We start from the raw sequence: 13,023 nt of genomic DNA on the forward strand, positions 1-13,023 counted from the left end.
ACAGTCCGTGGCCGCCGACCATCCGGAGGAACCGTGTCCCGTCGTCTCTTCACCTCGGAGTCCGTGACCGAGGGTCACCCCGACAAGATCGCCGATCAGATCAGCGACACCATCCTGGACGCCCTGCTCCAGCAGGCCCCGGCCTCCCGCGTCGCGGTCGAGACCCTGATCACCACCGGCCAGGTGCACATCGCCGGCGAGGTCACCACCAGCGCCTACGCGGACATCGCCAGCCTGGTGCGCGAGACCGTGCTCGCGATCGGCTACGACTCCTCGGCCAAGGGCTTCGACGGCGCCTCCTGCGGCGTCTCGGTCTCCATCGGCGCCCAGTCGCCCGACATCGCCCAGGGGGTGGACGCGGCGATCGAGACCCGGGTGGACGGCACGGAGGACTCGCTGGACCAGCAGGGCGCCGGCGACCAGGGCCTGATGTTCGGCTACGCCTGCGACGAGACCCCCGAGCTGATGCCGCTGCCGATCCGGCTGGCCCACCGGCTCGCCGAGCGGCTCACCCGGGTCCGCAAGGACGGCACGCTCCCGTACCTGCGCCCGGACGGCAAGACCCAGGTCACCATCGAGTACGACGGCGACCGGCCCGTGCGGCTCGACACCGTCGTGGTCTCCTCGCAGCACGCCGCCGACATCGACCTCGACTCGCTGCTCGCCCCGGACATCCGCGAGTTCGTCGTGGAGCCGGTCCTCGCCGGGCTGGACCTGGACACCTCCGACTACCGGCTGCTGGTCAACCCGACCGGGCGGTTCGAGATCGGCGGCCCGATGGGTGACGCCGGTCTGACCGGCCGCAAGATCATCGTGGACACCTACGGCGGCTACGCCCGCCACGGCGGCGGCGCGTTCTCGGGCAAGGACCCGTCCAAGGTGGACCGCTCGGCCGCGTACGCGATGCGCTGGGTCGCCAAGAACATCGTTGCGGCCGGGCTCGCCCGCCGGGCCGAGGTGCAGGTCGCGTACGCGATCGGCAAGGCCGAGCCGGTCGGTCTCTTCGTGGAGACCTTCGGGACGGAGACCGTGCCGGTGCTGAAGATCCAGGAGGCCGTCACCCAGGTCTTCGACCTGCGGCCGGCCGCGATCATCCGCGACCTCGACCTGCTGCGGCCGATCTACGCGCAGACCGCCGCCTACGGCCACTTCGGCCGTGAGCTGCCCGACTTCACCTGGGAGCGCACCGACCGGGTGGAGAAGCTCCGCGCCGCCGTCCAGGGCTGACCGAAAGCCCGCCGAACCGGAGCGACCGCCGCTCGCCGTCCTGCCACTGCCCCGAGGAGACACCGCTGTGCGTATTGCCGTCACCGGTTCGATCGCCACCGACCATCTCATGGTCTACCCAGGACGCTTCGCCGACCAGCTGATCGAAGGCCGGCTCGACAAGGTGTCACTGTCGTTCCTCGCCGACGACCTGGAGGTCCGTCGCGGCGGGGTGGCGGCCAACATCGCGTTCGGGCTGGGCAGTCTGGGCCTGCGGCCCGTTCTGGTCGGCGCGGCCGGCCGCGACTTCGCCGAGTACCGGGTCTGGCTGGAGGCCGCCGGAGTCGACACCGAGTCCGTCCGGATCAGCGACTCCCGGCACACCGCCCGCTTCGTCTGCACCACCGACGCCGACCAGAACCAGATCGCCACCTTCTACGCCGGAGCGATGTCCGAGGCCCGCGAGCTGACGCTGGCCCCGATCGCGGAGCGGGTCGGCGGCCTCGACCTGGTGGTGATCGCCCCCAACGACCCCGAGGCGATGATCCGGCACACGGACGAGTGCCGCGCCCTTGGCCTCTCCTTCGCCGCCGACCCCTCGCAGCAGCTCGCCCGCCTCGACCGGGCGGAGGTCCGGCGCCTGGTGGAGGGTGCGGACCTGCTGTTCACCAACGAGTACGAGGCGGCCCTGCTCCAGCAGCGATCCGGCTGGACGGAACATCAGGTCCTCGAGCAGGTCGGCACCTGGATCACCACCCACGGCGCGGACGGAGTCGTCATCGCTCGCTCGGACGCCCCGACGGTGACCGTCCCGGCCGTGCCCACCGACCACGCCGCCGACCCCACCGGCGTCGGGGACGCCTTCCGGGCCGGCTTCCTGGCCGGTCTCAGCCGCCGGTGGCCGCCGGCGCAGGCGGCCCGCCTGGGCTGCGCGCTCGCCACCGAGGCCCTGCAGACGGTCGGCACCCAGGAGTACCGGATCACCCCGGCCGACCTGATCCGGCACGCCGCCGACGCACCGGTCGGCATCCGATGACCGCCGCACAGCAGGCTCGCGCGGACGCCCTGCGCGAGGCACTCGCCACCCGGGTGGTGGTGGCCGACGGTGCGATGGGCACCATGCTCCAGGCGCAGGATCCGTCGATGGAGGACTTCCAGCAGCTGGAGGGCTGCAACGAGATCCTGAACGTGACCCGGCCCGACATCGTGCGCTCCGTCCACGACGCCTACTTCGCGGTGGGCGTGGACTGTGTGGAGACCAACACCTTCGGCGCGAACTTCGCGGCTCTGGGCGAGTACGACATCCCGGGCCGGATCTTCGAGCTCTCCGAGGCCGGGGCGCGGATCGCGCGGGAGGCGGCGGACAGTTTCGCGGCGGAGGACGGCCGGACCCGCTGGGTGCTCGGCTCGATCGGGCCGGGGACGAAGCTGCCGACCCTGGGGCACACGGAGTACGCGGTGCTGCGGGACGGGTTCCGTGACAATGCGGCGGGTCTGATCGCCGGTGGTGCGGATGCGCTGCTGGTGGAGACCTCGCAGGACCTGCTGCAGACCAAGGCCGCCGTGCTGGGCGCGAAGGCCGCGCTCGCGGAGGCGGGTCTCGATCTGCCGGTCTTCGCCCAGGTGACGGTGGAGACGACCGGCACGATGCTGCTGGGTTCGGAGATCGGTGCGGCGCTGACGGCGCTGGAGCCGCTGGGCGTGGACTTCATCGGGCTGAACTGCGCGACCGGTCCGGCCGAGATGAGCGAGCACCTGCGCTACCTCGCCAAGAACGCCCGGGTCGGGCTGTCGGGCATGCCGAACGCGGGTCTGCCGGTGCTGGGCAAGGACGGCGCGCACTATCCGCTGTCGCCGGCCGAGTTGGCGGACGCCCACGAGATGTTCGTGCGGGAGTACGGGCTGTCGCTGGTCGGCGGCTGCTGCGGCACCACCCCGGAGCACCTGCGCGCGGTGGTCGAGCGTGTCCAGGGCCGTCCGGTCACGGTCCGCGACCCGCGTCCGGAGTCGGCGGCTTCCTCGCTGTACCAGTCGGTGCCGTTCCGGCAGGACACCTCGTACCTGGCGATCGGTGAGCGGACGAACGCGAACGGGTCGAAGAAGTTCCGCGAGTCGATGCTGGCGGGTGACTGGCAGGCGTGTGTGGAGATCGCCCGGGACCAGATCCGGGACGGTTCGCACCTGCTGGACCTGTGCGTGGACTACGTCGGCCGGGACGGTGTCGCCGACATGCGCGAGATCGCGGGTCGGCTGGCGACGGCTTCGACGCTGCCGATCGTGCTGGACTCCACCGAACCGGCCGTGCTGCGGGCGGGGTTGGAGAAGCTCGGTGGTCGTGCGGTGCTGAACTCGGTGAACTACGAGGACGGCAACGAGGAGGGTTCGCGGTTCGCGGTGATCGCGGGGCTGGCGCGTGAGCACGGTGCCGGTCTGATCGCGCTGACCATCGACGAGGAGGGGCAGGCCCGCACCGCCGGGAAGAAGGTGGAGATCGCGGAGCGGCTGATCGCGGAGCTGACGGGCGACTACGGCATCGACGAGGGTTCGATCCTGGTCGACTGCCTGGCGTTCACGCTCGGCACGGGGCAGGAGGAGTCGCGTCGGGACGGTATCGAGACGATCGAGGCGATCCGTGAGCTGAAGCGCCGTCACCCGCGGGTGCAGACGACGCTGGGTCTGTCGAACATCTCGTTCGGTCTCTCGCCGGCGGCGCGTCAGGTCATCAACTCGGTTTTCCTGAACGAGTGTGTCGAGGCCGGGCTGGATTCGGCGATCGTGCACGCTTCGAAGATCCTCCCCATGGCGCGGATCCCCGAGGAGCAGCGCGAGGTGGCGCTCGACCTGGTGTATGACCGGCGTCGTGAGGGTTATGACCCGTTGCAGCGGCTGCTGCAGCTGTTCGAGGGTGTGAGCATGGCGTCCTCGGCGGCGTCGAAGGCGCAGGAGTTGGCGGCGTTGCCGTTGGAGGAGCGTCTGCAGCGTCGGGTCATCGACGGTGAGCGGGGCGGCCTGGAGCCCGATCTCGAAGAGGCGCTCCGGACTCGGCCGGCGCTGGACATCGTCAACACCACGCTGCTGGCGGGCATGAAGGTGGTCGGTGAGCTGTTCGGCTCCGGCCAGATGCAGCTGCCGTTCGTGCTCCAGTCCGCCGAGGTCATGAAGTCGGCGGTGGCGTATCTCGAGCCGCACATGGAGAAGTCGGACGATGAGGGCAAGGGCACGATCGTGCTGGCCACCGTCAAGGGTGACGTGCACGACATCGGCAAGAACCTGGTCGACATCATCCTGTCCAACAACGGCTACACGGTCGTCAACCTCGGTATCAAGCAGCCGGTTTCGGCGATCCTGGACGCGGCGGTGGAGCACAAGGCCGATGTGATCGGCATGTCGGGTCTGCTGGTGAAGTCGACGGTGATCATGAAGGAGAACCTGGAGGAGCTGAACCAGCGCAGGCTGGCCGCCGACTTCCCGGTGATCCTCGGCGGCGCCGCCCTCACCCGCGCCTACGTCGAGCAGGATCTGCACGAGATCTACGAGGGTGAGGTCCGGTACGCGCGGGACGCGTTCGAGGGCCTGCGCCTGATGGACGCGCTGATGGGTGTCAAGCGGGGTGTCCCCGGGGTCGCGCTGCCGGAGTTGCGGAAGCGGCGGGTCGCCGCCACCGCATCGGTGAGCGAACCCGCGCCCGAGTCGGATGAGTTGGGGCCGATCCGGTCCGATGTCTCGACCGGGAACCGGGTGCCGGAGCCGCCGTTCTGGGGGGATCGGATCGTCAAGGGTGTGCCGTTCGCGGACTACGCGTCCTGGCTGGACGAGGACGCGCTGTTCAAGGGGCAGTGGGGTCTGAAGGCCTCGCGGGCATCAGAAGGGGTGGCGCGAAGCGCCTCGGACAAGGGTGGTGGCGGGCGACGGGCGGGCGGGCCCTCGTACGAGGAGTTGGTGGAGACGGAGGGGCGGCCGCGGCTGCGGATGTGGCTGGACCGGTTGCAGACCGAGGGCTGGCTTGAGGCGGCGGTGGTCTACGGGTACTTCCCGGCGGCGTCCAAGGGTGACGATCTGATCGTCTACGCGCAGGACGGTGCGGAGCGCACCCGGTTCACCTTCCCGCGTCAGCGGCGTGGGCGTCGGCTCTGTCTGGCGGACTTCTTCCGGCCGGAGGAGTCGGGGCAGAAGGACGTCCTCGGGCTCCAGGTGGTCACGATGGGCAACCGGATCTCGGAGGCCGCGAACGAGCTGTTCGCCGCCAACGCGTACCGGGACTATCTCGAGCTGCACGGGCTGTCGGTCCAACTGGCCGAGGCGCTGGCGGAGTTCTGGCACGCGCGGGTCCGCTACGAGCTGGGCTTCGGGGACGAGGACCCGCAGGACGTGCGGGACATGTTCCAGCTGAAGTACCGGGGTGCGCGGTTCTCGCTCGGGTACGGGGCCTGCCCGGAGCTGGAGGACCGGGCGAAGATCGCCGAGTTGCTGCGGCCGGAGCGGATCGGGGTGGTGCTGTCGGAGGAGTTCCAGCTGCACCCGGAGCAGTCCACGGACGCGATCGTGATCCACCACCCCGAGGCGAAGTACTTCAACGCGAGGTGACCATGTTCCGATCAGAAGTAGGCGAACCCAGCTACTCCTTCGAGTTCTTCCCGCCGAAGACCCCGGCCGGCGAGCTGTCGCTGTGGCGGACCATCCGCCGGGTCGAGGCGGTCGCACCGGCCTTCGTGTCCGTGACGTACGGTGCGGGTGGCTCCTCCCGGGAGCGGACGATCGAGACGGTCGAGCGGATCGCCAGTGAGACCACTCTGCGGCCGGTCGCCCACCTCACGGCCGTCGGTCACTCGGTCAGGGAACTCCGTTCATTCATTGGGCAGTTGGCCGATTCGGGGATCCGCGACGTGCTCGCTCTGCGTGGCGACCCGCCGGGCGATCCGGGCGGCCCTTGGGTCCGGCATCCAGAGGGCTTCGCGTATGCCGCCGATCTGGTCAGGCTGGTCAAGGAGTGCGGCGACTTCACGGTCGGCGTCGCTGCCTTCCCCGAGCGGCACCCGCGTTCCGAGAGTTGGGACGAGGACATCCGGCACTTCGTCGCCAAGTGCCGGGCGGGGGCGGACTACGCCATCACCCAGATGTTCTTCCGGGCGGAGGACTACCTGCGGCTGCGAGACCGGGTGGCCGCCGCCGGGTGCGACACCCCGATCATCCCGGAGATCATGCCCGCGACCAGCTTCTCGCAGATCGCCCGCTTCGCCGCTCTGAGCAACGCCACCCTCCCGCCGGAGCTCGCCCGGCAGTTGGAGGCGGCCGCCGGTGATCCCGGAGCCGGGCACCGGATCGGGGTCGACCACGCCACCGCGATGGCCGCCGAGTTGCTCGCCGAGGGCGCCCCGGGCCTGCACTACATCACGCTCAACAGCTCGACCGCGGCCGTGGAGATCCACCAGAACCTCGGCCTGCACCGGGCACCGTCCATCCTGACAGCCGTCTGACCCCCTAGGAGTGCACATGTCTTCCACCGCTGGTGATTTCAAGGTCGCCGACCTCTCCCTCGCGGCGTTCGGCCGCAAGGAGATCGAGCTGGCCGAGCACGAGATGCCCGGTCTGATGGCCATCCGCAAGGAGTACGCGGCCGCCCAGCCGCTGGCCGGTGCCCGGATCGTCGGCTCGCTGCACATGACCATCCAGACCGCGGTGCTGATCGAGACCCTGGTCGCCCTCGGCGCCGAGGTGCGCTGGGTCTCCTGCAACATCTTCTCCACCCAGGATCACGCCGCCGCCGCGATCGCCGCCGCCGGCATCCCGGTGTTCGCCTGGAAGGGCGAGACGCTGGAGGAGTACTGGTGGTGCACCGAGCAGGCGTTCACCTGGCCGAACGGCGAGGTGCCGAACATGATCCTGGACGACGGCGGTGACGCCACCCTGCTCGTCCACAAGGGACTCGAGTACGCCAAGGCCGGTGCGGTGCCGGACCCGTCGACGGCCGACAACGAGGAGTTCCGGATCGTCCTGGAGCTGCTGGCCGACAGCAAGCTCGACTGGGCCCGGATCGCCGGCGAGATCAAGGGCGTGACGGAGGAGACCACCACGGGTGTCCACCGCCTGTACGAGATGCACCGTGACGGCAAGCTGCTGTTCCCGGCGATCAACGTCAACGACGCGGTGACCAAGTCGAAGTTCGACAACAAGTACGGCTGCCGTCACTCGCTGATCGACGGCATCAACCGGGCGACCGACGTGCTGATCGGTGGCAAGGTCGCCGTCGTCGCGGGCTACGGCGACGTGGGCAAGGGCTGCGCGGAGTCGCTGCGCGGCCAGGGCGCCCGGGTGATCGTGACCGAGATCGACCCGATCTGCGCGCTGCAGGCGGCGATGGACGGCTACCAGGTGACCACCCTGGAGGAGGTCGTCGGAATCGCGGACATCTTCATCACCACCACGGGCAACAAGGACATCATCCTTGCCGAGCACATGGAGAAGATGAAGCACCAGGCGATCGTCGGCAACATCGGCCACTTCGACAACGAGATCGACATCGCCGGTCTGGCCAAGGTCCCGGGCATCGTGAAGACCGAGGTCAAGCCGCAGGTCCACGAGTGGCGCTTCGCGGACGGCCACACGATCATCATGCTGTCCGAGGGCCGTCTGCTGAACCTGGGGAACGCGACGGGCCACCCGTCCTTCGTGATGTCCAACTCCTTCGCGAACCAGACGATCGCGCAGATCGAGCTCTTCACGAAGACCGAGGAGTACCCGGTCGGCGTCTACGTGCTCCCGAAGCACCTGGACGAGAAGGTGGCCCGCCTCCACCTGGACGCCCTCGGCGTGAAGCTCACCGTCCTCTCCAAGGACCAGGCCGACTACATCGGCGTCCCGGTCGAGGGCCCGTACAAGCCCGAGCAGTACCGCTACTGATCCACCGAGGAGAACGCCATGGCAACGCCGACCACGGTCCAGACGCCCGTCGGGGCGTCAGAGGCCGTCCCGTCCGCCTTACTGGGAAGACCCCGCTGGTTCGTCACCCTGTTCGTGACGGACATGTGGGAGCGGTTCAGTTTCTACGGGATGCTGGCCATCCTCTTCCTCTTCGCCTCGGCCCCGGCGTCCCGGGGCGGGCTGGCACTGACGAACGCCGACGCCGGCATGCTCTTCGGCGCCTACACGGCCGCCATCTTCCTGGCCGCGCTGCCGGGTGGGTGGCTCGGTGACCGGGTGTTCGGCACCCGCCGGGCGACTCTGTACGGCGCGGTGGTCATCATGGTCGGGCATCTGCTGATGGCCGTGCCCACCGAGGTGACCGTCTTCGCCGGGCTGCTGTTCATCGCCGCCGGCACCGGCCTGCTCAAGCCGAACCTGGCGAGCCTGCTGAGCGCCTTCTACCCCCGGGGCGCGACGGCCGAGCGGGATGCCGGCTTCGCGATCTTCTACACGTCCATCCAGGTCAGCGCCCTGGTGGCGCCGCTGGTGGTGGGAAGCCTCGGGGAGGGGGTCAACTGGCACCTGGGGTTCGGTGTCGCCGCCGTCGGCATGGCCTTCGGGGTGTGGCAGTACGTGCGCGGGTCGGCCTCGTTCGGCGAGACCGGCCGGCTGCCCGAACGGCCGGCGACGGCGGTGGAGCTCCGCCGGGTGGGCCGGGCCTCGGCCGTGGCACTCGCCGCCGTGGTGGCGGCGTTCACCGCCGACGCGGTGGCCGGCACGTTCACCATCCGCCATGTGCTCCTCCTGGTCACGGTGCTGAGCGTGGTCGTGCCCATCCGGTGCTTCCGCGGCCTGCTCCGGAGCCCGGAGGTCTCACCCGCCGCCCGGGCCCGGCTCCGTACGTACATCTGGTTCTTCGTGGCCTCGGCGCTGTTCTGGGGCCTGCACGTCCAGGGCGGTTCGCTGCTCAGCCTGTTCGCCCGGGACTCCACCGACCGTGCGGTCCTCGGGGTCCGGTTGCCGGCCAGCTGGTTCCAGTCGGCCACGCCGCTGGCGATCCTGCTCCTGGCCCCGGTGTTCGCCTGGCTCTGGCTGCGGTACGGGCGCCGGATCAGCGCGGCCGTGAAGTTCGCGGTGGGGATGACGACGATGGGCTCGGCCCTGCTGCTGATCGCGTTGGCCGCCGAGTTCGCCCGGAGCGGCGGGCGGGTCTCACCGCTCTGGCTGGTCGGCACGTACCTCCTGATGGGAGCGGGGGAGGCGGCGTTGGCGCCGGTCGGCATGAGCGTCGCGGCCGCGGTCGCACCCACCGGCTTCCTGAGCCAACTGGTCGGGGTGTCCTGGCTGGGCGCCGGCATGGGGGCCGGCCTCGGCGGCGTCGCGCTGAAGGCCGCGGGCGGGAACGCTCCCGGGCCCGGGCTCTTCCTGCTCATGGGTGCGCTGTCGGTCGCGGCGGGCCTCGGACTCCTGCTGGCCGCCCGCCCGCTCGCCCGAAGGCTGGGCCTCTGAACCCTGCCCGTTGCACCTCACCCGTTGCACCTCACCTGTTGCACCTCACCCGTTGAACCCGGCCCGTGGACACCTAGGAGGCATTCATGAACATCGTCGATGTCGAACGCTCCGTCAGAAAGCGGCGTGGCAGCCATGGTTCGGGCTGCGGTGCGGTGTCCGCGGAGACGGCCAGGGCGGCGCGGGAGCAGGTCACCCACGCCGTGGCCAGGCTGTTCGAGGAGGTCAGCGGGCAGCGCTTCCAGGAGGCCGCCCTCCACATCCTCACCGATCAGGTGCCCGCCGAAGCCCAGGGTCGACCCAGCGTGGATGCGTGACGGCACCCGGCGGCAGTGTCTGGCCCGAGGTCGCAGGGCGCTCTCCTTCGGGAGGGCGCCCTGCTTCGTGCGCGGGGGCGGCGGCCGGGCGCGGGGGGTGGCCGAGGCGGAAGCCGACGCCCCGGACGGTGACGATCCAGGCGCTGGAGCCGAGCTTGCCGCGCAGGCTGCTGACGTGGGTGTCGACGGTGCGGCGGGACCAAGTGCCGCCCCAGACCTGGTGGATCAGCTGCTTGCGCGGGATGACGCTCTCGGGGTGCGAGGCCAGCAGGTGGAGCAGGTCGAACTCCTTGCGGGTGAGCTCGACCGGGCGGCCGGCCAGGGTGATCCGACGGGAGGCCGCGTCGATCCGCAGCGGCCCGTGGTCGATCAGGTCGGGCTGCTGGAGCCGGGGCGGCTGGGCCCGCCGCAGGACGGCGTCCATCCGGGCCGTCAACTCGCTGAGCCCGTACGGCTTGACCAGGTAGTCGTCGGCGCCGGCCCGCAGGCCGAGCACCCGGTCGAGCTCGCTGCCCCGGGCGGTGACGGCGATGACCGGGACGCAGCAGGCGGCCCGGATGCTCCGGCAGACCTCCAGGCCGTCCAGGTCGGGGAGTTCGAAGTCGAGCAGCACCAGGTCGACGCTCGGGTAGCGCCGGAGGGCGGCGGTGCCGGTGGCCACGCTCTCGGCCTGGTACCCGTGCCGGAGCAGGTCGGCGACCAGGGTGGCGGCGCTGCAGGCGTCGCTCTCGACCACGAGGACACGCAGGCCGAGGGGGTTGAGGGGGCTGAGGGGGCTGTGGGGGGTACGGGCGGGATCCAGCAGTGGCGTGGATTGCGTGCTCATGGTGCCTCCCCGTTGAGTAGCGTCCGCTTCGAGCATAAAAACCGGCCCGGATGCTGTCAAAGAACTTCTGGTCGGCCGGAGAAAACGGCCGTGGGGATTTCACGAGCTCTTAACAGTCCAGAAAGTTTAATAATAAACTACAAACCGGACCAGTGGATCGTGGCTGTTCGGATGTGGTGGGTCGAGTGAGAGTGACGGAGTGGGCCGAGCACTCTGTCAGGACGAGGTGGATCCGGGAAAGTCGGCGGGGGGAATTCAGTCGCCCGGCTCGGCGGGCCGTCGGAATCCCGCAGATATGACACAGCTCTGACATTGCGAGCCTTGAATGGTGCCCCCGCTCGGCTCAGGCTGGAGAAGGCCTCCCCCGTGGCCCCCGCACCGCTCCGGCGGATCCGCTGCCCCCCGATTCAGGAGAACGAGAGACGATGACCGCACTGACCACCGCCCTGGCCACGCCGAAGCTGTCGGCCACCTGGCGGGAACGGCCGGCGGCCCAGCAACCCGATTGGCCCGACGCGGCGGCGCTGAAGCAGGCGACCGAGGAACTGGCCGAGGCCCCGCCGCTGGTGGCCGGCGCCGAGGCGGCGCGGCTGCGCGAGCGGCTGGCCGCCGTGGCCCGCGGTGAGGCGCTGCTGCTCCAGGGCGGTGACTGCGCCGAGACCTTCGCGGCGGTGTCCGCGCAGTCCGTCCAGGGCAAGATCAGCACGCTGTTACAGATGTCCTCGGTGCTCACCTACGGCGCCGCGCTGCCGGTGGTCACCGTCGGCCGGCTGGCCGGGCAGTACGCCAAGCCCCGGTCGAAGCCGGTGGAGACCCGGGACGGCGTCACCCTGCCCGCGTACCGCGGCGACGCGGTGAACGGCTTCGGCTTCACCGCCGCCTCCCGCACCCCCGACCCGCAGCGGCTGCTGGCCACCTACCGGGCCTCGGCCCGCACGGTGGAGCTGGTCCGCGAGCTGACCGAGGGCGGCTACGCCGGGCTGGAGGAGGTCAACGCCTGGAACCGGGAGTTCGTGGCCGGCTCGCCGCTCGGGCCGCAGTACCGGCGGATCTCCGAGGGGATCGACCAGGCGCTGGGCTTCATGCGGGCCACCGGCGGGCGGCCGAGCGAGTTCGAGGGCGGGGAGTTCTTCGTCTCGCACGAGGGCCTGCTGCTCGACTACGAGGAGCCGCTGACCCGGTGGGACGAGGCCACCGGCCGCTGGTACGCGAGCTCCGGCCACCTGCTCTGGATCGGCGAGCGCACCCGTGACCTGGACGGCGCCCACGTCGAGTACTTCAGCCGGATCGCCAACCCGATCGCCGTCAAGCTCGGCCCGACGGCCACGGCGGACGACGCGCTCGCGCTGATCGACCGGCTCGACCCGGAGCGCGAGCCCGGCCGGCTCACCTTCGTGATCCGGATGGGCGTGGACCGCGTCCGGGAGGCGCTGCCGACCCTGGTGGAGAAGGTGACGGCCGAGGGGGTCACCCCGGCCTGGATCTGCGACCCGATGCACGGCAACACCATCGAGGCGCCCAGCGGCCACAAGACCCGCCGCTTCGACGACGTGCTCGGCGAGGTGCGCGGCTTCTTCGAGGTGCACCGCGAGCTGGGCACCCACCCGGGTGGCATCCACGTCGAGCTGACCGGTGACGACGTCACCGAATGCGTGGGCGGCGGCCACGAGTTGGACTTCCCCGACCTGCACCGCCGGTACGAGTCGACCTGCGACCCGCGGCTGAACCGCAGCCAGTCGCTCGACCTCGCCTTCCTGGTCGCCGAGTTCGCCGGCGGCGCCCGGTAGGGCGGGAAGCACCGACCGATTGACCGATCGTCGAATGCCCGGGCCGTCACGGCCCGGGCATTTGTGCGTTCGTACCAGCCGCGCCTCGGGTGGGCGGGCCCGGTGCCGGGCGTGCAAAGATTTGATGATCCTATTCTGTGGCCGCCCGACTGAATGGGTTTAAACCAGGGGGCGCGTGACTGATGGGGCGTGCGCCCCCCGTGCGCCGGGCTTCATGCGAACCTTTTACCTTTTGGCCCCTCCGTGGCCGACGGGCCGCACGCTCTCATCAAACCCACCTCGCTGACCTGCAGTTTTGCGAGTTGACGCAGACACGGGACGGTGGCTTTCGTGTGAATGGGGCGCATACGGAGTCCGTGAAACGGAGGTGGAAGTGGTGATTCCACCCCTCCGGAGGGCGTGAATGGGCGTTTGCTCGGACGACAAGAAACCAACCGGGCGGTATCGTTGTGGGCAGGGGCACTGACAGCCAGTAGCT

General features: G+C 70.2%; 9 protein-coding genes. 8 read left to right on the forward strand and 1 reads right to left on the reverse strand.

Annotation, left to right across the window (positions count from 1 at the left end; all coding sequences use genetic code 11):
• Positions 1–33: 33 nt before the first annotated feature.
• From metK to CFP65_RS21165, 7 genes are all read left to right on the forward strand, one after another.
• The gene (gene metK / locus CFP65_RS21135) at positions 34–1,227 is read left to right on the forward strand and encodes a methionine adenosyltransferase (RefSeq protein ID WP_104817651.1); all 1,194 of its coding nucleotides are present in this window, start codon (positions 34–36) and stop codon (positions 1,225–1,227) included.
• A gap of 67 nt (positions 1,228–1,294) precedes the next feature.
• Entirely contained in the window at positions 1,295–2,242 is a 948-nt protein-coding gene (locus CFP65_RS21140; protein ID WP_104817652.1) for a carbohydrate kinase family protein, read from the forward strand.
• Positions 2,239–5,790 carry a methionine synthase gene (gene metH / locus CFP65_RS21145; protein ID WP_104817653.1) on the forward strand — a complete coding sequence of 1,184 codons (3,552 nt, stop codon included), beginning with the start codon at positions 2,239–2,241 and terminating at the stop codon, positions 5,788–5,790. Before CFP65_RS21140 ends, metH begins: the two co-directional genes overlap by 4 nt.
• A 2-nt stretch (positions 5,791–5,792) precedes the next feature.
• Positions 5,793–6,680, forward strand: a complete 888-nt coding sequence (gene metF, locus CFP65_RS21150; RefSeq protein ID WP_104817654.1) for a methylenetetrahydrofolate reductase [NAD(P)H] — start codon at positions 5,793–5,795, stop codon at positions 6,678–6,680.
• Positions 6,681–6,696: 16 nt separating this feature from the next.
• Positions 6,697–8,103, forward strand: coding sequence for an adenosylhomocysteinase (gene ahcY, locus CFP65_RS21155; protein ID WP_104817655.1), 1,407 nt, complete (start codon positions 6,697–6,699; stop codon positions 8,101–8,103).
• An 18-nt stretch (positions 8,104–8,121) separates the two neighbouring features.
• Positions 8,122–9,615 (forward strand): peptide MFS transporter, encoded by a 1,494-nt coding sequence (locus CFP65_RS21160; protein ID WP_104817656.1) that lies wholly within the window; start codon positions 8,122–8,124, stop codon positions 9,613–9,615.
• Between the two features lie 86 nt (positions 9,616–9,701).
• Positions 9,702–9,932, forward strand: a complete 231-nt coding sequence (locus CFP65_RS21165; protein ID WP_104817657.1) for a hypothetical protein — start codon at positions 9,702–9,704, stop codon at positions 9,930–9,932.
• Here CFP65_RS21165 and CFP65_RS21170 read toward each other — a convergent pair.
• Positions 9,880–10,758 carry a response regulator transcription factor gene (locus CFP65_RS21170; RefSeq protein ID WP_104817658.1) on the reverse strand — a complete coding sequence of 293 codons (879 nt, stop codon included), beginning with the start codon at positions 10,756–10,758 and terminating at the stop codon, positions 9,880–9,882. The genes CFP65_RS21165 and CFP65_RS21170 overlap by 53 nt on opposite strands.
• Positions 10,759–11,183: 425 nt before the next feature.
• Between CFP65_RS21170 and CFP65_RS21175 the strand changes: the two genes are divergently transcribed.
• Entirely contained in the window at positions 11,184–12,545 is a 1,362-nt protein-coding gene (locus tag CFP65_RS21175) for a class II 3-deoxy-7-phosphoheptulonate synthase (protein WP_104817659.1), read from the forward strand.
• Positions 12,546–13,023: the final 478 nt, after the last annotated feature.

Source organism: Kitasatospora sp. MMS16-BH015 (assembly GCF_002943525.1).
Lineage (GTDB): Bacteria > Actinomycetota > Actinomycetes > Streptomycetales > Streptomycetaceae > Kitasatospora.

Bases quoted from the DNA above. Each gene is read 5' to 3' on its own strand.
- metH (WP_104817653.1), top strand. From the start codon at position 2,239: ATGACCGCCGCACAGCAGGCTCGCGCGGACGCCCTGCGCGAGGCACTC.
- metF (WP_104817654.1), top strand. From the start codon at position 5,793: ATGTTCCGATCAGAAGTAGGCGAACCCAGCTACTCCTTCGAGTTCTTC.
- ahcY (WP_104817655.1), top strand. From the start codon at position 6,697: ATGTCTTCCACCGCTGGTGATTTCAAGGTCGCCGACCTCTCCCTCGCG.
- CFP65_RS21160 (WP_104817656.1), top strand. From the start codon at position 8,122: ATGGCAACGCCGACCACGGTCCAGACGCCCGTCGGGGCGTCAGAGGCC.
- CFP65_RS21165 (WP_104817657.1), top strand. From the start codon at position 9,702: ATGAACATCGTCGATGTCGAACGCTCCGTCAGAAAGCGGCGTGGCAGC.
- CFP65_RS21170 (WP_104817658.1), bottom strand. From the start codon at position 10,758: ATGAGCACGCAATCCACGCCACTGCTGGATCCCGCCCGTACCCCCCAC.
- CFP65_RS21175 (WP_104817659.1), top strand. From the start codon at position 11,184: ATGACCGCACTGACCACCGCCCTGGCCACGCCGAAGCTGTCGGCCACC.